The organism is Bradyrhizobium sp. 132 (assembly GCF_023074185.1).
GTDB lineage: Bacteria > Pseudomonadota > Alphaproteobacteria > Rhizobiales > Xanthobacteraceae > Bradyrhizobium.
Genome location: NZ_JADPKY010000194.1, coordinates 38,109 through 59,933 on the forward strand (window position 1 = coordinate 38,109; position 21,825 = coordinate 59,933).

The window sequence follows — 21,825 nt, forward strand, 5'->3', positions numbered from 1 at the left end:
GTGATCTTGGCTCCGGCTGAGACCCGGATCATCTACCGAGATCCTGATTACAGCGACGTCGATTCCACCGCCCGCCCCTGCGAAGGCGACCGGTACAAGCTCAATTGCGCCGAAAACGCCGTGAATTGCTCGTCTTTCCGGTACCTCGTGGCTGGCACGGGCGGTATGGTCGGCATCCGGCCGGTCCGGAGCCAGCAGTGCCTTTCGCAGCAGAGATGCTTCAGGATACGACGGACATGGCCGCCTTGGCCGAGGCACTCGCCGGCTCACCGGACTACCGGGTGCTGCGCCGACTGGTGCCGCGCCCCCTGTCCGCGCCGCCCGCCGGACTGGAGACCAGAGTCGGCATTTTGCTGGACACCGAGACGACCGGCCTCGATCACGCCAGGGACGAGATCATCGAACTCGGGATGGTCAAATTCGACTACACGAAGGACGGGCGGATCGTCGGTGTCAGAGACACGTTCTCCGCCTTCAACCAGCCGAACTGCTCCATTTCGCCCGAGGTTACGGCGCTCACAGGCATCACCGACGAGCTAGTGGCCGGTCACAGGTTCGATGACATGGCCATCACGGCCTTCGTAGAGGACGCCGTGATCGTCATCGCGCACAACAGTGGATTCGACAGGAAGTTCGCCGAACGCTACTGGCCCTTCTTCGAGCACAAAGCCTGGGGCTGCAGCATGAGCGAGATCGACTGGCGCAAACACGGCTTCGCGGGCTCGCAGCTCGGCTACCTGCTCAACGGTGCTGGCTACTTCCACCAGGCGCACCGAGCGGTCGACGACTGCCACGCGTTGCTGGAGGTCCTCGCCTTCGAACTGCCGACTGCGGGCTCGCCGGCGCTCGCGCTGCTGCTCGAGAACGCCCGCAAGCCGACGCTGCGAATATGGGCGGAGCAGTCGCCTTTCGAGCTGAAGGATTCGTTGAAGAGGCGAGGCTATCGCTGGAGCGACGGCACGGACGGCCGTCCGAAAAGCTGGTACATCGATGTCTACGCGACGACGCTGGCCGCCGAGCTCGCGTTCCTGAGGGCGGAGATCTACCTACGCGACGTCGAACTTCCCCTGCAGACGCTGACCGCCTTCACACGCTTTTCCTGCAGAGCATGAAGGCGGTCGTCGTGCCGATTGGGTGCTGAACTAGCGATCCAGCCGCTTCTCGACCCGCTTGCGCGAGTTGCCGACCTTCTTGACTGCCTTCTTCACGGCCGATGCCGAACGGCCAGTCTTCTTTGCTTCGTACCGGACTTCGTAGTCCTGTCCCTTCGCGACCCGGGCCCGATCTTGTTTGCGTCACCGTGCCGTCTTCTTTTTCGCTGCCGCCACCGGCTCCTCCTCTTTTGATGATGGAAATAGAACGCCGTCAGGATTCGCGGGTTCCGGAAACGAATCCTTCGGTCCCGATTTGAATCCGCAATGTTGCGTTGGAGTTTGGGTAGGTGGCGTTTCAGCGGCGTAAACCGGCGATGATCGGCGTCAAGGCGCCGTTTCCGGGCTTCGTAGAACCGGCCTTGGCATCCTCGATCGAAAGGGTGCCGTCCGGAGCCAGATGGATTCACGAGATCAAGTTCGACGGCTACCGCGTCCAAGTCCATCTGGCGAACCAAGCGGTCAAGGTCTTCACCCGCCGCGGACATGATTGGACCCATCGCTTCAAGAAAGTCGCCGACGATGCCTGGCACCTCAAGGCCGGTTCGGCGGTCGTCGATGGCGAGGTCGTCGTCCCTGCCGCCGACGGCACTACCGATTTCTCGGTCCTGCAGAACGAGCTCAAGGGCAAGTCCACCAGCATCGTTCTGGTCTCCTTCGATCTCCTCTACCTGAACGGTCGCGACCTGCGGAAATTGCCGCTGTTACGGCGCAAGTCCGAACTCAAGAAGATTGTCGCTGCCACCGACGTCCAGTTCAGCGAAAGCTTCGAAATCGAGGGCCAGGATATGTTCGCGCACGCCTGCAAGGTCGGCTTGGAGGGCGTGGTCTCGAAGGTTCGCGACAGCATCTACGCCAGCGGTCGCGGCAACAATTGGGTGAAGAAGACTTGCGCGCAACGCGAGACCCTAACGATCGCAGGGTTCGCGCTCGACGGCACCAAGTGGGACGGCCTCTATGTCGGCCGACGCAAGGGCGCCGATCTGGTCTACGCAGGCAAGGTCGACCATGGATTCGACAAGACCTCGACGGCGGAGCTCCGCAGACGGTTGGAGCCGCTGGTCCGGAAGACGCAGCCCTACGCAAAGCGGATCGCTCACAAGGGCGTCTGGGTCGAGCCGAAGCTGCTTGCCGAAATCGAGTACCGGGCGAAGTCGGCCGAGGGCAAGGGCAGGCACCCGTTCTTCAAGGGCCTTCGTGAGGACCTTTGATCGCGCGGCGCTGCGCTGCGTGCGGTTTCAGGTCAAGACGATTGCGATCGATCCGGATGCGAAATGATCGGCAGATCAATCAGGAAGCGACTTCCCTTCCAATCTTTGGCGATGGTCAGATGGCCCTGAAGCTGCCGCACCATACCGGTGATTACCTTGAACCCCAGGCTGGCGCGCGGCTCATCGATGTCGAATCCTTCAGGCAGACCCTTGCCCTGATCCGACACCTCGACGCGAAGGCTTCCTTCGATCTCCCGTGCCGAGACCTCGATGAGTCCTCTGCTATCTGGATATGCATACTTTATGGCGTTCGCGACGAGCTCGTTGATGAGCAAACCCAGCGGAACGGCATGGTCGGCGGAGAGCAGCAACGCATCCGATTGGCAATTCAGCGTATGTTTCCCCACGTTCCCCCTGAGCTTCTTGCACAGTTCCGTCATGAAGTCGGCCAGCTCGACGAAGCCGACATGCGAGCTCCGCCACAGGTGGTCGTGAACGTCAGCGATGGTGGAGACCCGCAGACTTGCATCTTCCAAAGCGCTTTTGACCTCCTGAGACGGTGTGTTGCGCGCTTGTACCCGAAGCAACCCCACGACCGATGCGAGGCTGTTCTTGACGCGGTGGCTCATTTCGCGGGTCAGGAGCGCCTGGTATTTTAGCGCCTCCTGAAGCTTAGCATCGGCTTGTTGGCGTTCGATCGCAATGCCGAGCAGGCCGGCGAAACCGGTGAGGAAATCGGCATCGGCCTGGTCGAACTGACCGGCATCGGCGCTGTCGACTTCGAGAACGCCGAAGTAGGCCTTGCCCTCCGCGCCTTTTTCAATCAGCACGTTGATCGCACGCCTGACGCCATGATCCGTCAGGAGCTGCGGCGTACGGAAACGTGTTTCCGCCTCCAGGTGGTTCGATATCACCGACTCCCCGGTCCGGTAGGCATAGCCCGCCGGAGATCCGACGTCGGCGGCAAGCGACACGACGTCGATGGTATTCTCCTTCCAGCCCACGCCGGCACGGACCATCAGGCATTCTTCGTTCGTCTCATATTCCAGGACCTTTGCGAATTGCGCCTGCAGTCCGATGGCGCAGAGTTCGGTCGCTTTCTGAAGGATAATCCGGAGATCCCGGGTCTGCATGGCGGCGCGGCCGAATTCTCCCAACAACGATTGCTGCCGGAGTCGGTAGCCGAGCTCGTCCCGCCCCGCTGAATGCGGTGATGAAGCCGCAGGGCCGTCCCCTGAATTGAAGGCAGTCATCGTAAGCTTTTCCCCTAGCCGGCAACCTACGGTTCCCGCCCAACCAAGCGTCCGGCCCGGAAAATCATGAGAAGGGGTATAGCAGTAATCAGGTGGTTGGCGTCCGCCAAGCGACCGGGCTCGGATAATGGCGCTGAAGCCCTCCGCGCTGCGGCAAGGCTGATCTAGGATGTCAGACTGGAAAGCGCCGGCCCGGCGCCTGCTCGATGCGGTGGCGCGGGCCGTGGCGCGATCAGCCGGCCGTATCGATCACCATCTCGACCAGCTTGGCCATCTTTTCGCGCGTCAGGTCGCCCGAGTTGGAGATGTACGGCTCCACGTCCGGCCCATATACGAAGGGAACTCCTTTCGACGTGCCGCTGTCACCGATCCTCGCCACTACGATGTTTCCGAACGCTGTCGTGATCGTGGTGGGCGCGCCATCTCCGACCTTGAAGGAGACGCCGACCGGGCGGTGGTCGTTCAGTTCGATCTGCGGCGCGAACGAGAACTGATTGTCGGCGAAGTGCTCTTTTAATTCCGCCATAAAAGGGAGCACATGGCGCTCCATGGCGACCTTGCAGTGCTCGACATCTGCGGTGCGTTTTTCAGAGTTGGTGGCAGCGATTTCGGTCTGCCGGTTCTTCTCCGCCGCTGCGACCGCCGTCTTTGCGCTGAACTTGGCTGCGAGTTCCTGGGCGTTCATTTTGTTTGTTCCTTGGGATCTTCATGACCCGAGCAACAGATACGCCGCGAGTGTGTTTTCTTGGCGGCTCTTTGCGAGATCGCCGAATGAAGCTGCTGCAGCGAAGGGCTCGACAGTCGAGATCGATCCATATGCTATGTTGCGGATGATCCGGCGTGATCGGTCAATCTGCGAAGCGTCGCCACGACCTCGGGACCGCGATATGGCTTTGCCATGAACTCGCTCCCGGAAGGTAGATCGCCGGGCCCCACTCTCACGAAGCCGGACGTGGCGAGTATCTTGATGGGTGGCCACCGGTCCCGGACGAAGCTGGCGAGCTTCAGCCCATCCATCGAACCCGGCATCTGGACATCGGTGAAGACGACGTGGATATCGGAACGGGCCTCGAGAATCGCGATGGCCTGGTCGGCGTTGCCCGCCTGGACGACTTCGAAGCCTGCCTGCTCGATCATGTCGGCGGCATCCATCCGGAGCAGGTATTCGTCTTCCACGATCAGGATCACGGGAACTAGATGCGCCATCTGAAAGCCTCCGGCCCATTCCTGCAGTCGGGCAGAGATTTGTTTTGTCCCTCTCCATGCTCGAAAGATTGTCGCGCGGGATTCGTCATGACGCAGCCGTTGCCAGCGGCATTTTGAAAACGAACCTGGTCTCTTCCGCCGTGGAGGTGACATCGATCCGGCCGCCGTGGGCCTGCGCTATCTGGGAGGCGATGTGGAGTCCAAGTCCGAGACCCTGCCGGCTATCGCGGACGTCGCCCCGAAAGAACGGCTCGAACAGTCTTTCCATCGCACTCGCTGGAATGGGCTCGCCGGCATTCGCGACCCACAGCCTTAACTCGCCGCCCTCGGTCTCCGCTCCGACCCGGACGGGCCGATCCGGGGCTCCATGCGTCAGGGCGTTGCCGACCAGATTGGATAAGAGCTGCCCCAAGCGAGCGCGGTCGCAGTTCACCGGCTCCGCGATGTCGAAGCTCGTCTCGATCATGCGCTCCGGAGATGAAGTCCGTAGTTCGTCGACGACCTGCTCGAGGATCGGCTCCAGCGGCTGCGTGGCGTCGCGATTCAGCACGATACCGCTGCCAAGCCGCCCACGCGCGAAATCCAGCACGTCGTCAATCAGGTCCGACATGCGGGTGACGGTAGTGTTGATCATATCGAGGACGCGTAGATGCTTGTGTTCCTGCAGCGCGCCGGAGCGCTGCAGGATCCGTGCGCCGGCGCTTATCGCTGCGAGCGGGTTGCGGAGGTCGTGTCCGAGCACGGCGATGAACTGGTCGCGAAGTTCAGCCGTCTCGCGCTCGGTGGCGAGACCCTTCTGCAACTGCAACCTCGATTCCACCAGTTCGCGTTCGTAGCGCCGTCGGTCGGTGGCCTTGATCACCACGACCGCCGTCAAGAGAAGCGAGCCGTCGGCATCGCGGCGTTCGGAGGCGTTCGCTATGACAGGCAGCCGCTCGCCGGCGGCGGTCTCGAAATCCAGGGCGAACTCGTTGAAGAAACCCTGCATCCGCAGCAAAGGTGCGATGTGGGTTTCGTAGTAGATCCGGCCGGCCATGTTGAGGAATTGATGGAGGCGTCGACCGATGAACCCGTCGGCGTGGACACCCGTCCACGCTGTCAAGGTGGCGTTGACCTTCGTGATGCGCCCGTCAGGTCCCATCGTGAGGTAGCCGCAAGGGGCGTTATCGAACAGATCTCTGTATTCGTTGGTGGGAAGGAGATCAGACATAGGCCCTGATGGCCGAGACGACCTCCGCCGGCGCGCTCAGGTTCGGACAGTGTCCGGTGGCTTCGAGAAAGACGATCTCGCTTCCCGGGATCTGGCTCCTGACGAACTTGCCGACCGTCTCCGAGGCGATGATGTCCTCGCTGCACTGGAGAATAAGGGTTGGAATCGTAACCTTGGAAAGATCGTTCCTGTTGTCCGAGGTGAAGGTCACTCGCGCAAATGCCTTTGCGATCTCTGGATCGGTGCGGCAGAAACTGTTGGTCAACTCCTCACCGAGTTCAGGCCGATCCGGATTGCCCATGATGGACGGCGCCATGGCGGCGGACCAACCCATGTGATTGTCTTCAAGGAACTCGAGCAGCTCCGCGATCTGCTTTTCGGTGAAGCCGCCCACGTACTCGCCGTCGTCGATGTATCTGGGAGACGGGCCGACCAGCACCATCCTTCCGAAAAGGCCGGGTGCTTTCAAAGAGGCCAGGAGGCCGATCATGGCGCTGACCGAATGGCCGACGAAGACAGCGTCCTCGAGGTTCAGATCGCGCCCGATTTCCACCAGGTCGTCGGCATAGCCGTGCAACGACGAATACTTGGACTTGTCATAAGCGGAAAGGTCGGACCCGCCGGCGCCGACATGGTCGAAAAGGACGACCTTGAAGTCGTCCTCGAACTCGGGCGCCACGAAACGCCACATGTTCTGGTCGCAGCCAAAACCGTGGGCGAAAATCATCCCCCGGCTGCCTCGCCCGGTGACGTGCACATTGTTTCTTGCTTGGACGTTCATTGATGATCACCGAATGTTGCTGGCGCGTCGACGCGACCCTCTAGGCTCGGGGATCAGAAAGGCAACAACCCTCGTTGCGAACTGTTCCAATACCACAACCTGAATTTGTGAAATGCCGTCGGAATTTGGTGCGGTACACGGCACGGCCGAGTCGAGCGCGCGCGTTGCATCTAAACCAGATCTGGAGCCGGGGCGCTCCCGCCGCCGAGCACCTGGTCGAAATCGGCGGGATCGAATCGCCTTCCAAGGGCGTCTGTAATGTGCACCTGCCAGCCTTCGCTGTGGAGGGCGAGCGCCTTGGCGACAGTCGTGGCGGGGCTTAACCGAACGGTCTGGACCGTCTTCCCATCCTTCGAAGAGTGGACCGTGAATGCCGTCATGGGACCTCGATCGAGTGACCCTATACGCCGCCACGTCATCCGGGGCAATGAAGGCAGTGATTTGGCTCAAACAGGTGGACCAGGATTCGACTCGATTGATCTACCAAGTGATCGCAGCGGCTAGAAAATAGTCCGCGATCCGGAACAGGACTTCACCGGCCTCGCGAGCTCGCGCGGGTCGAATTCGGCTCCTACGAACGGCGCGGATGACGCAGGGCCCGCAGTGCTACTTCGATGCCGACCGAACTATCGGCAAGAGTGGGCGTTACCGACATCATGTCAGACGCTTTTGACTACTTCCGTGCCTACGCTGTCCGGGCTCTTTGCAAGGCGCGATCGATGCCGCGCGGCAGGATGAAGCATCTGCAGCTGGTTGCCGGGCGAATTTACAATCTCCTCAAGAAGGAGGCCGCTTATAGCCTGAACACGCAGCACCTTGAGGACTTCCGGGCAGCGCAGAAACTTGAGGCATCTCTCGATCGCCGGCGCGATGACGGCCCACCCGCTGAAGGAGCCTTTGTTCCGGTGAGGCCGGGCGCGGAACGGGAGGCTCGTTGAGTGGCTTCCGTGGACGTTCGCACGATCGTCAGTCTCCTGCGAGAATACGCACAGCGGACGGCGTTGCGTGGCGGCAATCCTTACCGGGCGAAAGCCTATGCGCGGGCCGCTGACAGCCTGGCGGCCCTTGCCGTCCCTCTGGACGTGCTCATCGCCGAAGACCGGCTCACGGAAATCCCCGGCGTCGGGGAGGGGATCGCGGACGTCATCGCCAAGCTTCACGAGACAGGCACTCATCCGAGACTTGAGAAGCTCCGGAAGGAGATACCCGAGGGCGTGCTCGAGATGCTCGCCGTTCCCGGCCTCCGCCCCGAGAAGGCGCTCCGGCTCTACAAGGATCTCGGCATCACTTCGCTCGCGGAGTTGGAGGCCGCCGCCAAGGACGACCGCATCAAGAGGGCCAAAGGCCTCGGCGCGGCGCTGCAGACCAAGATTCTGCAGAATCTCGCCATCGCGAAAAGCGGAGAAGGTCGCCTCCATCTGCACCGTGCGGCCGCCCTGCTCTCGCACGCCAAGGATTCGCTTCGGAAGGCCCGGCCGGAGCTCAAGCGGGTGACGATCGCAGGCGACTTCCGCCGCGGCTGCGAACTCGTCGGCGACCTCACGATCGTCGCGGAGGCTGCCAAGATCGAGAAGGCGGCGAATGCTTCGGCGGCGGACGGACTGCAGATCCGTTTGTCCGACCGCAACCACTTCGGCGCCGCCCTTCTTTTCGGCACCGGCTCAGCCGCTCACATCGAGAGGCTCCAGGCTTTGGCCGCGGAGAAAGGAATGCGGCTGGAGAGCGACGGGTTGCACAAGGGTCGCACCCTGATCGGCGGCGACGAGGCCCAGATCTATAGCGCCCTCGACCTGCCGTTCATCGATCCTGAACTGCGGGAGGGGCGCGGAGAGGTCGAACTGGCTCAGAAGGGCAAGCTGCCGAAGCTCGTCACCGACAAGGACTTGCGCGGAATCCTTCATTGCCACACGGACGCCTCCGACGGCACGGAGACCCTGGAGACGATGGCCAAGGCCACGCGCCAGCGCGGTTTTGAATATTTCGGGGTCGCCGACCATTCCAAGTCCGCGCACTACGCAGGCGGCCTCTCCGTGGAGGAGATCGCGCAGCAGCACCGGGAAGCCGACCGACTGAACAAGCGCTTTGGCAAGGATTTCCGGATCCTCAAAGGCATCGAGTCCGACATCCTGGCGGACGGATCGCTCGACTATCCGGATGAGGTGCTGGAGCGCTTCGATTTCGTGGTCGCGAGCATACACGGCCGCTTCAAACTGGACCTCAAGGCGCAGACGCAGCGGCTGCTTCGTGCTATCTCCAACCCTCACACCACCATCATCGGCCACATGACCGGGCGCCAGCTGCAGCGGCGACCAGGCTACGAAATCGATATCGAGAAGGTGCTGCGGGCCTGCGCCAAGCATGACGTCGCCGTCGAGATCAACGCTCACCCATGGCGGCTCGACCTGGACTGGCGCTGGCACCAGACGGCCCTCGACTTCGGCTGCATACTGAGCATCAATCCGGACGCGCACTCGATCCCCGAGCTCGACCACATGCACTGGGGCGTCCAGATGGCGCGCAAGGGCGGTGTCCCCGCCGACCGCGTCCTCAACGCGATGCCTCTTCCGGAAATCACGCGCTACCTCCGCCAGAAGCGGCGCTCATTCGCCCGGGCCGCCTGATGCCGAAGCCGCACCCGCTCTCCTTGGAGGGCACAGTGGTCGCAGTTGCCGCCGATCGCGGTCACCACTTCAGCAAGCCCCCTCAGGATCGGATCGTGCTGGAGGAAGGCCACGGCGTCCAAGGCGACGCCCACGCCGGCCCATTCGTCCGGCACCGTTACCTTGCCCGCCGCCGGCCACGCCTGCCCAATCTCCGGCAGGTTCACCTGATCCCGTCCGAACTCTTCGCGACGCTACTTAAAGCCGGCTTCGAGGTCGGCGCCGGCGACCTCGTCGAGAACATCAGCACCGCCGGCTTGGCCCTCGAGCGGATGCCGCTCGGCACCCTCATCGAATTAGGTCCCATGGCCATCGTCGAGCTGACCGGTCTCCGGACGCCCTGTGTCCTCATCGACCGCTTCCGGGCCGGCCTTAAGCAACAGGTGCTCTCGTCGGCGGAAACGGGCCCTCCGTTCAAATCCGGGGTGTTGGGCGTGGTACGGGCCGGCGGGATGGTCGCGGCTGGTGATACTGCGCGGATTCGCCTTCCGTCCTCCTCGTTTCGGCCTCTGCCGGCCGTGTAGAAAGACCCTACCATGGCCCGAAAATCGACCCTGCCATATCGCCTGCAGCCCATGCTGGCCACGTTGACGGATGCGCCGTTCGACGATCCCGATTGGGTCTTCGAGGACAAATTCGATGGTTTCCGCATGGTCGCGGAAATCCGGCGTGGTCGGGTCGCGCTCTACAGCCGCAACGGGAAAATCATCAGCCACTCCTATGTCGAGGTCGCGAAGGCGCTCGAGGGCGTGAAGGCGGACGCCGTGATCGATGGCGAGCTCGTCGCGATCGGCAAGGACGGCGCATCCCATTTCCAGTTGCTCCAGAACGCCTTGCGCCACGAGGCCAAGCTCTTGTACTGCGCGTTCGACCTCATGTTCGCGGGGGGCGAAGACCTGCGCGCGCTGCCACTCCTCGAGCGCAAGAAGCGGCTAAAGGCGATCCTGCCGCGCCACAAGCTGCTCGCGTTCAGCAACCACCGCAAAGGCAAGGGAACGAAGTTTTTTGCAGAAGCCGAGCGGAGGCATCTCGAAGGAATCATGGCCAAGCGCGCCGATAGCCCGTACGCGTCCGGACGCCGGACCGCCGATTGGCTGAAGGTGAAGACGGCGCAGCGGCAGGAGGTCGTGATCGCCGGCTTCACGGCGCCGCGGCGAACCCGGCCATTCTTCGGCGCCCTCGTGCTGGCGGTACGCGAAGGCGACGCATGGCGGTACATCGGCCACGTCGGCACCGGCTTCAGTCACCAGGTTCTCGAAGAGCTTCACGGCAAGCTCGTGAAGCTCAAGACAGGCAAGTCCCCGTTCCCCGCCAAGGTGAAGGATGAGCAAGTCACCACCTGGGTCCGTCCTTCGTTGGTCGCGGAAGTGAAGTTCGCCGAGTGGACCAGCAAGGGGGAGCTGCGTCAGCCGGTCTATCTCGGCCTGCGGTCCGACAAGAAGGCCAGGGACGTCGCTCGCGAAAAGAGTTGGTCGCGAAAATAAGGGCAGCGGAGGCGGAAAGTCTCGGATTTAGCCTGCTTCGCGCTCGGTTGCCGAAGGCCACGGCGGCAGGGGCGGCAACCCGAGAGCCTTGCGGACGGGTCCGAACGACCGGCGGTGAACTGCGCATGCACCAAGCCTGGCAAGAGCTTCGTAATGAGCAGGCACGGGGTAGCCCTTATGATCCGCGAAGCCGTAGCCGGGGTGACGAATGTCGAGAGTCCGCATGACCGTGTCGCGTTCGACTTTCGCCAGGATTGACGCAGCAGCGATGCTGGCGGACTTGGCGTCGCCCTTGATGATGGCCTGCTGGGGCAGGTCGATCTCCTTCAACCGCTTCGCGTCGATCAGCAAGTGCTGCGGCCTCAACCCTAGCCCTCGGACTGCACGCTGCATGGCTTGGATGCCCGCCCAATAGATGTTGATCGTGTCGATTTCCTCGACCTCTACGAACGCCACACACCAACTCTCTGCCTTTGCCTTGATCTCCTTCGCGAGTTCTTCGCGAGCCGCGGCGTCGAGTTTCTTCGAGTCGTCGATCCCGACTATCCGCGTGCCGGGTTTCAGGATCACAGCGCCAGCGGAGACCGGCCCGGCGAGCGGGCTCATTCCAGCCTCGTCCACGCCCGCCACGGCATGAAGGCCGCTCTCCCAGAGAGAGGTTTCGAAACTGAGCATCTTGCGGAGGCGCTGCCCTTCGGACCTGTTTTCGAAGCGCCGTTTGTCGATCGAAGCCAGGATGGCTCGGGCTCCCGCGCGGGTGTCGGCCCGCAAGATCTGCTCGACACTGACCTCGAGCGGTCTTTTCTCGACGACATAGCGCTGACGCAGCACATCGAGGGAATATCGGGACATGGAAGCTTTCGTGGAGACTGACTGTGGGGAGCGTGTCGGTGAACTTCGTGGCGATTGTCTGAAGCTAAGCTACGCCGCCGAATAACTCGCAGCGCCTTGTCGAAAAGCAACAGGCCCGGCCTTCACCTGAGACGGATTGCTTCCACCGATCTCAGAACGGAACTAACCGGGGTCTTCATCCCTTTAGGGAGGAGTGGAGCCTCGATCCCAGGGTGCTTCCGAGGGACAGGCCCATGCTCCGACAGACCGGCAACGACGAACAGGTTCTGGACCGCACCGTCGAAGTGGCGGCTACCATCGCGGAAGAAGGCCTCCGGTACGTCAGCGACTCCGCGCCGGGTTACACGCGCAAGCGGAATGGAACCACTTTCGGCTACTACGACAAGGACGGCAAGCGCATCACCGATGCGGCCGTCATCCGACGCATCAAATCAATCGGCATCCCGCCGGCCTACGAATCCGTGTGGATCTGCCCGTCGTCGAACGGCCACATCCAGGCGACCGGGCTCGATGTGCGGGGTCGGAAGCAGTATCGCTACCATCCGAAGTGGCGCGAGCTGCGAGACCAGAACAAGTATGAGAATATCATCCTGTTCGCTGCCGCGCTGCCCGCGCTGCGGGAGCGGGTCGCCGCCGACATGACGCGGGACGGACTGCCCCGCGAGAAGGTGCTGGCCACGATCGTTAGTCTTCTGGAAAAGACATTGATCCGGGTCGGCAATGCGGAGTATGCCGAGAAAAACAAGTCCTACGGGCTCACCACCATGCGTCGCAAGCACGTCGAGGTCGGGCGCGGCATCCTTCGGTTCGACTTCACGGGCAAGTCGGGCAAACAATGGAAGCTTCGCGTTGAGGACAAGCGGATAGCCGCGATCGTGAAGCGCTGCGCCGAGATCCCTGGACATGAGCTCTTCAAGTACCTCGATGACGACGGACAGCCCCGTACCGTCGATTCAGGCGACGTCAACGCCTATATCAAGGACATCACGCGAGAGGACTTCAGCGCCAAGGATTTCCGCACTTGGGCGGGGACGGTCTTGGCGGCGCTGGCGCTTGCGGAGTTCAAAAAGTACGATAGCCAGGCCGAGGCGAAGCGCAACGTAGTCGCGGCAATCGAGAGCGTCTCGAAGCAGCTCGGCAACACACCGGCGATCTGCCGCAAGTGCTACGTGCACCCGGAAGTCTTGAACGCCTACATGTCCGGTGCCCTCGTGAAGATGATTGAAGCCAAGATCGCGCAGAAGTTCAAGCGCCAGCACGCCAAGCTCACTTCCGACGAGATCATGGTGTTGGCATTTCTGCGCAAGCGTCTCAATTCTCTGAAGGCTCCCGCCTAGGCTCCTGTACCACTCTCCAGAGGCCTGCTTACTCCTCGGTGCTGCCAGCCACGCCTCAAACGGCGGGTTCTTTTCGTCGGCGAAAAACGGGCCTTCCATTCAAATGCGGGTGCTGGGAGTGGTGAGGGCCGGCGGACCTGTTACGGCGGCGATACGGCGCGGTGCTGATACCATCCCTTCTGTTTCCGCGTTGCCAGCGCTCTAGACGAAAGTACATGCTCGGGACCACCTGAACGCGGAACTGGAGGGCGCGGCTTTCCATTGACCACCAAGGGTGTCCTGATGGCCCGGATCGAAGATTACGCGCTTATTGGCGATAGCGAGACCGGCGCACTGGTCGGGCGCGACGGCTCAATCGATTGGCTCTGTTTCCCGCGGTTCGATTCCGATAGCTGCTTCGGGCGGCTCCTGGGAGACGAGAACAACGGATACTGGAGCCTTCGCCCGGTCGACGGATATTCGAACGAACGTCGCTACCTTCCCGGCACGCTGATCCTGGAGACCGTCTTCGCGACTAAAACCGGCCGCGCGCGTCTCCTCGACTTCATGCCGCCGAAGACTGGCGTGTCGAAGGTCGTCAGGATCGTTGAGGGCCTTGAAGGATCCGTCGAGATGCGGAGCGAACTGGTCGCACGGTTCGACTATGGGGTCAGTGTACCCTGGGTGAGCCGCCTGGAGGATGGTGCGGTCAGCTTGGTCGCGGGAGCGTCTATGCTGGTGCTAAGAACGGGGGTGCCGCTGCACGGCAAATCGATGAAGACAGTCGGCGCGTTCTCCGTCGGACAGGGCCAACGTGTTGCCTTCGTTCTCTCCTATCAGACATCGTATGAACATCCAGCGGCTCCTGGCGATCCGTCGCTTCTCCTGGATCGTACGGAAAGTTTCTGGCGCGATTGGTCCAGCCGCTGTGAAGCGGCGGGGCCCTATTCGGACCAGGTTCTGAGATCTCTCATAACTCTCAAGGCACTGACGTTTGGACCCAGCGGCGGGATTGTCGCTGCGCCCACAACCTCGCTTCCAGAGCAAATTGGCGGTTCTCGCAATTGGGATTATCGCTTCTGCTGGGTCCGCGATGCGACGCTAACGCTGTTGGCTCTGATGGGGGCCGGCTACTACGACGAGGCGCGCGCTTGGCGAGACTGGCTCATCCGCGCGGTGGCGGGAAGCCCGAACCAGCTGCAGATCATGTACGCCGTTACAGGCGAGCGCAGGTTGACCGAGTGGGAGGTACCTTGGCTTTCGGGATACGAGAACTCAAAACCTGTGCGTATCGGGAACGCGGCCCACACTCAGCTTCAGCTTGATGTCTATGGCGAGTTGATGGACGCCTTATACCAGGCGCGCCGCGGCGGCCTGCGCGAGAACAAGCGAGCCTGGGCAATCCAATGTGCCCTCCTCGATCATCTCAAAGGAATTTGGACAGAGCCGGATGAAGGTATCTGGGAAGTGCGAGGCGGCGCCAAGCACTTCACCTACTCGAAGATAATGGCGTGGGTCGCTTTCGATCGCGCCATCAAATCGGCCGACGAGTTCGGGATGCACGGTCCCGTGGACGATTGGAAAGCGCAGCGCGCCGCCATTCAGGAAGATGTCTGCCAACGCGGCTACGATGAACAGCGGAAGTCCTTCGTTCAGGTCTACGGTGAGTCCCAGCTCGATGCATCCCTGCTGCTGATCCCGGCGATAGGTTTCTTGCCGCCCGAAGATCCGCGGGTGATCTCGACCATTGAAGCTATCGAACGCGAGTTGCTCAAGGACGGCTTTGTGCAGCGATATGATACTAAGGCGGCTAAGGACGGCCTGCCGCCTGGCGAAGGCATGTTTCTGGCCTGCAGCTTCTGGCTCGCGGATGCCTATCACCTGATCGGCCGCGATGCTGACGCCAAGGCATTGTTCGAGCGTCTTCTTACTCTGCGCAATGACGTCGGGCTGCTGTCGGAAGAGTACGACACAGAGCGAAATCGGTTGGTCGGCAACTTCCCCCAGGCCTTCTCTCACATCGCCCTGGTGAACACCGCTCATAATCTCACTCACCGCGAAAAGCCTTCCGAGCATCGCGGTGGCAAGAAAGCGCTTCCGAGCAAGGAGCAGGAAAGTAAGGGCACCACGAGGAGGCAAGTATGACAGAGAAGCCGATTGATGCTGCTGCCTCAGCCGGTCCGGAGGCGCGACCTCAAGGTCCGGTTCGCTTTCCAGTCGTGCTGGAAGGGCAGCCTGCGCTGGTGACGGGAGCGAACTCGGGAATCGGGCGCGCGGTGGCCCTTGGGCTCGCGGCCTCTGGCGCTGATGTAGTTGTCAACTACGTCGTTGACCCACAAGCAGCGGACGATGTGGCCCATCAAGTCGAAGCGCTTGGCCGGAAGGCGATCGCTATCAAGGCCGACGTCAGCAACGAGGAGGACGTCCAGTCGATGTTCTCCAGCGCTATAGGTCACTTTGGAACGCTGCACATCGCGGTGAACAATGCCGGATTGCAGCGTGATGCGCCGTTTCACGAGATGACGCTCCAACAGTGGAACAAAGTCATCGGCGTCAATCTCACCGGCCAATTTCTCTGCGCCAGAGAAGCGATCCGTGAGTTCAAGAGACGAGGTGTAGTGAAGAACGTGTCAGCGGCAGCGGGCAAACTCGTCTGCATGAGCTCCGTCCATCAGGAGATCCCTTGGGCGGGTCATGAGAACTATGCAGCCTCAAAGGGCGGCGTCATGCAGATGATGCGAAGCCTGGCGCAGGAAGTTGCTCCGCTGGCGATCCGGGTGAATGGCGTCGCTCCTGGAGCCATCCGTACCCCGATCAACCGACCCGCCTGGGAAACCAAGGAAGCCTACGACAGCCTGATGACACTCGTCCCCTATCGGCGCATCGGTGAGCCAAATGATGTCGCGCAAGCGGTCGCCTGGCTGGTTTCAGATGCGGCCGACTACGTCGTTGGCACCACCTTGTTCATCGACGGCGGCATGATGCTTTTCCCGGGCTTTACAAGTGGGGGATAGCCAAAGCTTACGATTCGCAACGAAAGTGTAGGGGGCTCAATCGGAACGGCCAAAGCATGCGGGTGTTGCGGCATGGGGCCTTCGGCAAGAGGAGGAATGAGCATTGCCAAATGGCGCACGCGCAATGGGCGCAGGCAAGATCGCCCGCGAGGTAGCGAGAGCACTGGCGTCCGCTCTGAAGCGCCAATCCATCTCTCCGAAAAAGGGTCATAGAAAAGAGGAAAAAGCACTGAGCCAGACCTCGCGACCGCTACGCCCCGAAAAGTAGCCGTAGCTCCCATGGCCATCTGGCTTACTGCGGGTCTTTGGGGGCTGCTTGGGGCCTCATCATTGCTCCTGGGAGCAGCGCCAGCCCGCTGTTCGTCACATTGGAAATACGCCTAGAGAAATACGCCTATGCGGCAGCCTTGATAAGTCCAAGCTGTGTCAGGGCCGCCACACCATCGTCGAGGCCGATCTCCTCGACAATCTTGCCATCCTTGAGCTTCAGGACGGTCGTACCGGTAAACTTCATGTTGCGCCCTGTGTTCGCAGGCAGTGATCCCGCCAAAAAGTCGCCGGGCGATCGGTCTCGTTTCCCTGCCGGGGATGATGACCGGCCAAATCCTCGCGGGCGTCGAGCCGGTCGACGCGGTAAAATACCAGCTGCTGATCATGTTTCTGTTCGCGGGCGGGACCGGACTGGGAACGTTGGCCGCCGTGCTGGGTGGCGCACGCTTACTGACCGATAATCGGCATCGGCTACGTCTCGACCGAATTGGAGCGCAGGGGTGACGACCTGACGAGACCGTCCGACGCGCTTGCTTTGCCGGCGCGGGATTGACGGTCATTTTCCCGTCCGTCGCCGTCTTCAGCGAGATGCATCCTCACGGTTTGGCAAGCAGGGCCGGCACGATCAGCGAAAGGCCGGCAAGCAGGATCAGTATCAGCACCACTTTGCGGAACATCTCGTCGTCGATCTTTCCGTAGAGCCTGAAGCCGCTCCAGAGGCCAACGAGCAGAAACGGTAGACCGAGCCCGTACAATTTGACGATGTCCCCCGTGAAGGCGCCGGTGACGGCCATCGAAATCGAGATCACCACAAAGGCCGCGAACAGCACCGGCTGAAACACCGCCCGTTGCTCGTCCCGCTTCCAGCCGCGCCATTGGCAGGAGATGGTCGAGACGACGCCTCCCAGTCCGGTCAGTCCGCCAACTAAGCCGTTGACGAAGCCGATGCCGATGTCGGGTGCTGTGCCAATCTTTATCGGCTTGAACGCCGGCCGGGCCAGGCTGTAGATCGCGTAAAGTACCAGCAGCACGCCGACGCCGAGCCTGATGTAGAGCGGGTTGATGTAGGTCAGCAGGAGCACGCCAATCGGGATGCCGATCGTCGTGCCGAGCGACAGCGGCCAGATGGCCCGCCAGTTCAGCCTTTGGCGCAGTTTCAGGATGCCGTAACCCTGCGTGAGCAGGCCATATCCCGCAATCAATGCCGCGGTCTGGACCGGCGTGATGATATGCAACCATACGCCGGACACGACGAGCCCCATCGCGAATCCAGAAAACCCGCTGACAAAGCCGCCGGCAAAGGCGGCCAAACAAAAAAGAACCAGAAACATTCCATCCATCGGTCGCCCCCAAGGCGGCTTTTTTCCTTCGTCGACCCGTCCTATTTCGCTTCACCGTAGGTGACTTGGTCGAACAGCGTCACGCTGTCGGCCTTGGTCCACAGCCCAACCTTGCCGGCATCGACGAAGGTGGAATCCTCGACCTCGAACAGTTGCTTGCCATTGAACGACACGCGGAAGCGCGAGCCGCTGAAATCGACGCGAAGGCTGTGCCAGGTGTCGGCCAGTACCTTAACGTCGATTCCGTACCCTCCTTTGCGGCCAACAACGTCGAGGGGGCTGCGGACGCCACCGACGGTCTTGTAGAGAACGACGTTGTCCTCCAGCGCATTTGCCCGCGTCACGTAGTAGTTGTTGGCGTCCTTCGCGCGCCAGACGACGCCGGCGGCGCGGTCCTGCGATCCCGCGACGGCCTTGAATTTGATTTCAACAAAGCCGTCCTTGATGCTGCTGTCGTTCTTCAACAGCAGGGGATACGTCGCGCGGACGGATTGCTTGAGCACGTTCGATTTCGACGGCGCCGTCTCGTCGCTTTCGATGGTCCATTTTGGGGCGCCCGATCCCGTGAGGGTCGAGGTCCAGCCCTCGGGCGCGACACCCGTCTGCGTGCTCTCGAAGCTGATCGCATGGTTCGACATGTCACTTACTCCAATGAAGAAAATCATGGTTGCGATGATGCCCCAGCGGCGTTGCGGGTGAAGCATTGGGCGGGTCCCTGTGCTCTCGTCCAAGTCACTCAAAGAGCTTCACCGGGCCCTTGATCGCCTTCCACGCATAATGTCCACCGGCCATGTAGCGGGCATCGAATCCGGCCTTGCGCAGCGCCGAAGCCGTCTGACATCCGATGTGAAAACCGTAGACGCAGAACGTAACGACGGGCTCGGTCTTCGACAGGGTGCCGATCCAGTCGTCGAGGCGTTCGGGGTCGCGCCACACGGCTCCGTCCATGATGTCCTGGGCCTTCGTGGTGTAGTGCTTCGGTCGCGTATCGATGATCTGAACGGGCGTCCCCGACTTCACCATGTCCCGGACTTCCTCGACGGAGATCGACGGCACGTCGCCAAACTCCTTTTGCTCCAGCGGCCGCGGAGGCGCGACCTTGATGGCATCCCCATAACGCTGCTCTACGGAGGACCAATCGATGTTGCGCATGAAGGCAGCGATGTAGGCGCCGGCATTGGCGCCGAATTCCAGGTGGAAAGCGTGCTCATACATATCGAGGGCGAGGATCGGCACGCCGCCAGCGATGCTTTGACTGTGTTCCGACGCGATCTGATTGATGAGCCGTCCGTCGCGCGGAACATAGGTCAGCAACACCCAGCCCGAGCCACCGGCCAGCGCGGACGCGATGCCGACGAATTCCTGGCGCCGGCGATCCACCGATCCGAAATCCTTTGCGATGGCGCTCGCGAGGCCGTCCGGCACGACGCGTCCGTCGCCGCCGAGGCTTGCGAAATACAATTCGTGCAGAAGCGTCGAGTTGAGCGCGACAATCTCGTCGCGCTTCAGGCGGGCAAGAGACGGGCCGGGAGCGCTGCCGAGATCAAGGCGCTCGATTTCCTCGGAGATGGCGTTCAAGCGATTGAGGGCCCCGCCGTAGTTGTTTTCATAGTGGCTTTCGATGAGCCGGGCGGAGATCCCGTTCAACGTCCAGGGTCGGCAATGAAGAGGTGCCAGTTGGTAGCGCATGGTAGTTCTCCTTTGGTCGTCTGGTTTCCAATTAGTGGATGATTGAGACTGCGAGGCTTTCGAACAGAGGCGTGCTGTCGGCCTGGATCCACAGGCCGATTTTCCCGGGTGGGCCCGGAAACCTCCTGTTCGTCGCGACAATAAGTTCCTTGCCGTCGAAAATTACCGTGAAGCGGTCCCCATTCGCCGAGACAGCAAGTGTGTGCCGCGCTTCGCCCGACACGTTGATATCCATGCTTCCGATCATCTCTCGCCGTCCGCCGGCAACGCGGTACAAGGTGACGCTGTTCTCGATTGCGTCAGCGCGTACGGCGTAGTGTTCTTCGGGCGATCTGAACCGAACGACCAGTCTGCGGCCTGGCCGTTCTTGCCGTCGGTCAGGAAGCGCGTCGAGACGTAGACGTCACGTACGGTGAAGGGCCGGTAAAAGGCGAATGCCAGGCGCTTATCGCTTGGCTCCGGGCCGGTCCGCGCCAATCCTCGACCGGCGTCGTTATCAATGATCGACCATTTAGGCGGACCGCCCTTGCCCCAGGCGGCAAAATCAAAATCGGCAAGCCGTTCTGCCCTATCGAACGTGACGGCATCGGCCGAGCTGCGCGACGCCGTCGGTCCGCAGGCAAACGACAGCTCGCAAATCGGCAGCAGGCAGGCGAAATAGCGCGCCCTCACGGCTTTGCCCTCCCTACGGGAGGCGTAGCCGGATCGGAGGGCCGTTCCGCATCGGCAAGCCCCATTGCGCGCAGCGCAATCAGGAAGCCATCGCGTATTTCCAGCTCATCTCGGTAATAGATGGCGACCGAAGACCCGTCCGCGAGATCGGCTCGGCAAGGCTCGACTTGTTCGGAACGGCGTTGCAAGGCGGCGGCCGAGGATTCGTCAGCCTTCGCCGGCGCCATTGGCACCGGATCAAAATCGCCAGACGTCCGCTCGGAAGCAGACGGCAATTGAACATCGACGGGAGGAACTGGGGGCCGGCTTTCGTCCATGCGTGCAATTCCTCGACAAGTCGAGCGATGCACAGTTCTTGGACCGAAGCCTCAAGGGGCGACTGCATTTCCCCTGGGCACGTAATAGTTCAGCGAAGCGATAAATGCAATACGGCCGTTTGGTGTCTGGGCGCGATCATGAGCCTGGTGCGGCAATATTGCAGCGCGCCCAGATCAGTGCGGCTTGAGTTGTCGCGCCGGAAACTTCTTCTGCCAAGTCTCCACCAAGAAAAGCGAGACGGTGCTGGCTGAGTGAATAGCCAACCTTGCAATGCGCGGGTCGATCCGACGGTATCCACGCTCCCGTCCGTGCGCGTCGCCACCATGGGTTCGCAGAGCTCCGACGCCGTTCACGACGGAATTCAGGCCGCCCAAGATCGTGCGTACATCGTTCGCGATGTCGTCCGCCACGCCCGTCTTGTCCGGCGTCAGGCCGAGCGGGTCACGGACCGCTTGCTCGCTCGCGTGATCCAGAACCATCCGAACCGCACGGGCCCGGACCTCGGGTGAAAACTTGTTCGTCGTCTTGCTCGTCATGGCTCCATCCTCTCAGGAGATGGAGCCTCCGGCAAACCCGGGGCGGTTCAAATCGTCGGGTCGTCAAAATCCTTGGTCTGCTTGCGGTAGAGTACCGGGTCAAACAGACAGCCGATGGGGAAGTACTGGGCTTTGATGACCTCTGCATCGTCCAGCGCAGTGAATGACGACTCCTGCGCGTTCTCGCTGGCCTTCATGTCATAGTAGACCTTGGCCCAGAGAGGTTTGTTGATGAGAGCGATCTCGGTTTGGAAAACGCCGAATATCGAGGTGATGCGCTGCTGGCCGTCGAGAATATAGTCGGTCGGGTATTCGGGGTCATTTTGGGGCAGGTGGAAAGGCCCGAGGTCACGCTCGTGGGTCAGCTCCTGTTTGGTGCGCCACAGGAGGATCGAGCCGACGGGATAGCCCTTGTAAATGCTATCCATCAGATAGGCGACGCGCTCCGGGTCCCAGACGAATCCTCGCTGGAAGTTAGGGACACGCATGCGCCCGGCCAGCAATTCTTGAATGATTTTGCGGATGTTGAGCGGTTCAGCCACGAATCCCTCGACGGTTAACTACAAGTTGCAGCGATGGGGCCGGAAATCAAGCAAAAGGCCTCCGAAAAGGACTTTGAACTCGAGATTACCTCTGGGAACATCCTAGAATTGAACCGGAGTACGAGCGCCGACAGCGTCCGGTCATTCGAATATTCGGAACATGAGTAAAGAATTTATCCGATCGTTCGCAGACGGGTGACCAGCAATGACGTTTGGGGCCGAAGCCGGAATGCAATACGCCATGTATTCATTGTTCACAGCGGTTATGCTGCTGGTCTTGGTGAGTGCGGTAACGCAGTTTATTACCTGTCGCTGATGGT

General features: G+C 61.4%; 23 protein-coding genes and 4 pseudogenes. 10 read left to right on the forward strand and 17 right to left on the reverse strand.

Features of this window, described 5'->3' with window-relative positions; genetic code table 11:
• Nucleotides 1–215 precede the first annotated feature (215 nt).
• The gene (locus tag IVA74_RS40390; protein ID WP_247353702.1) at nucleotides 216–1,112 is read left to right on the forward strand and encodes a 3'-5' exonuclease; all 897 of its coding nucleotides are present in this window, start codon (nucleotides 216–218) and stop codon (nucleotides 1,110–1,112) included.
• 30 nt (nucleotides 1,113–1,142) lie between these two features.
• On the opposite strand, the pseudogene IVA74_RS40395 reads toward IVA74_RS40390, so the two are convergent.
• Nucleotides 1,143–1,328 (reverse strand): annotated as a pseudogene (locus tag IVA74_RS40395) (DUF3606 domain-containing protein).
• Between the two features lie 113 nt (nucleotides 1,329–1,441).
• Here IVA74_RS40395 and ligD (IVA74_RS40400) point away from each other — a divergent pair.
• A complete protein-coding gene (gene ligD, locus IVA74_RS40400) occupies nucleotides 1,442–2,362 on the forward strand; it encodes a non-homologous end-joining DNA ligase (RefSeq protein ID WP_247353704.1) in 921 nt (306 codons plus the stop codon).
• 32 nt (nucleotides 2,363–2,394) lie between these two features.
• Here ligD (IVA74_RS40400) and IVA74_RS40405 read toward each other — a convergent pair whose 3' ends face one another.
• The 6 genes from IVA74_RS40405 to IVA74_RS40430 all read right to left on the reverse strand — a co-directional run bounded on the left by IVA74_RS40405 (nucleotide 2,395) and on the right by IVA74_RS40430 (nucleotide 7,192).
• Entirely contained in the window at nucleotides 2,395–3,615 is a 1,221-nt protein-coding gene (locus IVA74_RS40405; RefSeq protein ID WP_247353706.1) for a histidine kinase dimerization/phosphoacceptor domain -containing protein, read from the reverse strand.
• A 232-nt stretch (nucleotides 3,616–3,847) separates the two neighbouring features.
• The gene (locus tag IVA74_RS40410) at nucleotides 3,848–4,300 is read right to left on the reverse strand and encodes a hypothetical protein (protein WP_247353708.1); all 453 of its coding nucleotides are present in this window, start codon (nucleotides 4,298–4,300) and stop codon (nucleotides 3,848–3,850) included.
• A 134-nt stretch (nucleotides 4,301–4,434) separates the two neighbouring features.
• Nucleotides 4,435–4,821, reverse strand: a complete 387-nt coding sequence (locus IVA74_RS40415; protein ID WP_247353709.1) for a response regulator — start codon at nucleotides 4,819–4,821, stop codon at nucleotides 4,435–4,437.
• An 85-nt stretch (nucleotides 4,822–4,906) separates the two neighbouring features.
• Nucleotides 4,907–6,031, reverse strand: coding sequence for a HAMP domain-containing sensor histidine kinase (locus IVA74_RS40420; protein ID WP_247353712.1), 1,125 nt, complete (start codon nucleotides 6,029–6,031; stop codon nucleotides 4,907–4,909).
• Complete coding sequence (locus IVA74_RS40425) at nucleotides 6,024–6,812, reverse strand: alpha/beta hydrolase (RefSeq protein ID WP_247353714.1); 789 nt, start codon at nucleotides 6,810–6,812, stop codon at nucleotides 6,024–6,026. The genes IVA74_RS40420 and IVA74_RS40425 overlap by 8 nt, the downstream gene beginning before the upstream one ends.
• 170 nt (nucleotides 6,813–6,982) lie before the next feature.
• Nucleotides 6,983–7,192 carry a hypothetical protein gene (locus IVA74_RS40430; RefSeq protein WP_247353716.1) on the reverse strand — a complete coding sequence of 70 codons (210 nt, stop codon included), beginning with the start codon at nucleotides 7,190–7,192 and terminating at the stop codon, nucleotides 6,983–6,985.
• Nucleotides 7,193–7,426: 234 nt separating this feature from the next.
• Here IVA74_RS40430 and IVA74_RS40435 point away from each other — a divergent pair, with 234 nt between their 5' ends.
• From IVA74_RS40435 to ligD (IVA74_RS40450), 4 genes are read left to right on the forward strand one after another with little or no spacing between them, the layout of a single operon-like run.
• Entirely contained in the window at nucleotides 7,427–7,750 is a 324-nt protein-coding gene (locus IVA74_RS40435; protein WP_247353717.1) for a hypothetical protein, read from the forward strand.
• Nucleotides 7,751–9,433 (forward strand): DNA polymerase/3'-5' exonuclease PolX, encoded by a 1,683-nt coding sequence (locus IVA74_RS40440; RefSeq protein WP_247353719.1) that lies wholly within the window; start codon nucleotides 7,751–7,753, stop codon nucleotides 9,431–9,433.
• Nucleotides 9,433–9,996: an MOSC domain-containing protein gene (locus IVA74_RS40445; RefSeq protein ID WP_247353722.1), complete on the forward strand. Its 564-nt coding sequence runs from the start codon at nucleotides 9,433–9,435 to the stop codon at nucleotides 9,994–9,996. The genes IVA74_RS40440 and IVA74_RS40445 overlap by 1 nt, the downstream gene beginning before the upstream one ends.
• Before the next feature lie 12 nt (nucleotides 9,997–10,008).
• Entirely contained in the window at nucleotides 10,009–10,956 is a 948-nt protein-coding gene (gene ligD / locus IVA74_RS40450; protein WP_247353724.1) for a non-homologous end-joining DNA ligase, read from the forward strand.
• A gap of 27 nt (nucleotides 10,957–10,983) precedes the next feature.
• Here the strand turns inward: ligD (IVA74_RS40450) and IVA74_RS40455 are convergent, their stop codons facing one another.
• Nucleotides 10,984–11,808, reverse strand: a complete 825-nt coding sequence (locus IVA74_RS40455; protein WP_247353726.1) for a ribonuclease HII — start codon at nucleotides 11,806–11,808, stop codon at nucleotides 10,984–10,986.
• A gap of 233 nt (nucleotides 11,809–12,041) precedes the next feature.
• Between IVA74_RS40455 and IVA74_RS40460 the strand changes: the two genes are divergently transcribed.
• The 3 genes from IVA74_RS40460 (at nucleotide 12,042) to IVA74_RS40470 (ending at nucleotide 16,138) form a co-directional block, all read left to right on the forward strand.
• Complete coding sequence (locus IVA74_RS40460) at nucleotides 12,042–13,145, forward strand: DNA topoisomerase IB (RefSeq protein ID WP_247353727.1); 1,104 nt, start codon at nucleotides 12,042–12,044, stop codon at nucleotides 13,143–13,145.
• 279 nt (nucleotides 13,146–13,424) lie between these two features.
• Nucleotides 13,425–15,269 carry a glycoside hydrolase family 15 protein gene (locus IVA74_RS40465; RefSeq protein WP_247353796.1) on the forward strand — a complete coding sequence of 615 codons (1,845 nt, stop codon included), beginning with the start codon at nucleotides 13,425–13,427 and terminating at the stop codon, nucleotides 15,267–15,269.
• Complete coding sequence (locus tag IVA74_RS40470) at nucleotides 15,266–16,138, forward strand: SDR family oxidoreductase (RefSeq protein ID WP_247353729.1); 873 nt, start codon at nucleotides 15,266–15,268, stop codon at nucleotides 16,136–16,138. Before IVA74_RS40465 ends, IVA74_RS40470 begins: the two co-directional genes overlap by 4 nt.
• A gap of 394 nt (nucleotides 16,139–16,532) precedes the next feature.
• Here the strand turns inward: IVA74_RS40470 and IVA74_RS40475 are convergent.
• A pseudogene (locus tag IVA74_RS40475) lies at nucleotides 16,533–16,697 on the reverse strand (ester cyclase); the annotation flags it as partial.
• A gap of 2 nt (nucleotides 16,698–16,699) precedes the next feature.
• On the opposite strand from IVA74_RS40475, the pseudogene IVA74_RS40480 reads away from it, so the two are divergent.
• Nucleotides 16,700–16,912 (forward strand): annotated as a pseudogene (locus IVA74_RS40480) (ABC transporter permease); the annotation flags it as partial.
• Between the two features lie 92 nt (nucleotides 16,913–17,004).
• Here IVA74_RS40480 and IVA74_RS40485 read toward each other — a convergent pair.
• The 8 genes and pseudogenes from IVA74_RS40485 to IVA74_RS40525 form a co-directional block, all read right to left on the reverse strand.
• The gene (locus IVA74_RS40485; RefSeq protein ID WP_247353731.1) at nucleotides 17,005–17,739 is read right to left on the reverse strand and encodes a sulfite exporter TauE/SafE family protein; all 735 of its coding nucleotides are present in this window, start codon (nucleotides 17,737–17,739) and stop codon (nucleotides 17,005–17,007) included.
• A gap of 50 nt (nucleotides 17,740–17,789) precedes the next feature.
• On the reverse strand, nucleotides 17,790–18,386 hold the full coding sequence (locus IVA74_RS40490; RefSeq protein WP_247353733.1) for a hypothetical protein: 597 nt from the start codon (nucleotides 18,384–18,386) through the stop codon (nucleotides 17,790–17,792).
• Nucleotides 18,387–18,480: 94 nt separating this feature from the next.
• Nucleotides 18,481–19,437, reverse strand: a complete 957-nt coding sequence (locus IVA74_RS41345; RefSeq protein WP_346731004.1) for a Fe-Mn family superoxide dismutase — start codon at nucleotides 19,435–19,437, stop codon at nucleotides 18,481–18,483.
• Between the two features lie 31 nt (nucleotides 19,438–19,468).
• Entirely contained in the window at nucleotides 19,469–19,672 is a 204-nt protein-coding gene (locus tag IVA74_RS40505; RefSeq protein ID WP_247353735.1) for a hypothetical protein, read from the reverse strand.
• Nucleotides 19,673–19,680: 8 nt separating this feature from the next.
• The gene (locus IVA74_RS40510) at nucleotides 19,681–20,109 is read right to left on the reverse strand and encodes a hypothetical protein (RefSeq protein ID WP_247353737.1); all 429 of its coding nucleotides are present in this window, start codon (nucleotides 20,107–20,109) and stop codon (nucleotides 19,681–19,683) included.
• Nucleotides 20,106–20,426 (reverse strand): hypothetical protein, encoded by a 321-nt coding sequence (locus IVA74_RS40515; RefSeq protein ID WP_247353739.1) that lies wholly within the window; start codon nucleotides 20,424–20,426, stop codon nucleotides 20,106–20,108. Before IVA74_RS40515 ends, IVA74_RS40510 begins: the two co-directional genes overlap by 4 nt.
• A 174-nt stretch (nucleotides 20,427–20,600) precedes the next feature.
• Nucleotides 20,601–20,879, reverse strand: a pseudogene (locus tag IVA74_RS40520) (abortive infection family protein); the annotation flags it as partial.
• 131 nt (nucleotides 20,880–21,010) lie between these two features.
• Complete coding sequence (locus IVA74_RS40525; protein ID WP_247353741.1) at nucleotides 21,011–21,505, reverse strand: DUF262 domain-containing protein; 495 nt, start codon at nucleotides 21,503–21,505, stop codon at nucleotides 21,011–21,013.
• Nucleotides 21,506–21,825 lie beyond the last annotated feature (320 nt).